Annotated in this window: 1 protein-coding gene; it reads right to left on the reverse strand. The window is 35.2% G+C overall.

Going from position 1 to position 435, the window contains the following annotated elements:
* Positions 1-201: 201 nt before the first annotated feature.
* On the reverse strand, positions 202-435 hold a 234-nt coding region (locus J7R13_RS09030; RefSeq protein ID WP_208438324.1), incomplete at its 5' end, for a J domain-containing protein.

A 435-nucleotide genomic window follows, 5' to 3' on the forward strand; every position in this document is an offset into this window, starting at 1 on the left:
TAGGCTTTGTTTTTGTCATTGTTTTCTGGAAGGGAAAGGATGCATTTCGTTCGTTAAAAAACGATACAAGAGTTAGAGCACTTATGCAATGCCCTATAATGAAAGTCTTGCATATGAAAAAAGACTTTTCTGTTCTCTACTATTTTGCGAAAATAATAATAGTTCGAACGAAAATAAATTTGTATTAGGTATTAATTATCTTTAGCACAAACCAGACTTTTTGAGCAAATTATAGGCGTGTAAAACATCGCGAAAGCGTTCTTCTGAGGAGCGGTTTCCACCATTGGAATCGGGATGGTGTTTTTTTACCAGCTCTTTATATTTTGTTTTAATATCTTCAGCTGAAGCATTTGCTGGTAACCCTAATGTATCAAAAGCCTTGGCTTCTAAGGGTTTTAACTTTCGTGAGAAACTATTAGGCGAATGACGTTGAGT

Origin of the sequence: Bartonella taylorii 8TBB (assembly GCF_902825155.1) — a bacterium.
Classification (GTDB): Bacteria; Pseudomonadota; Alphaproteobacteria; order Rhizobiales; family Rhizobiaceae; genus Bartonella; species Bartonella taylorii_A.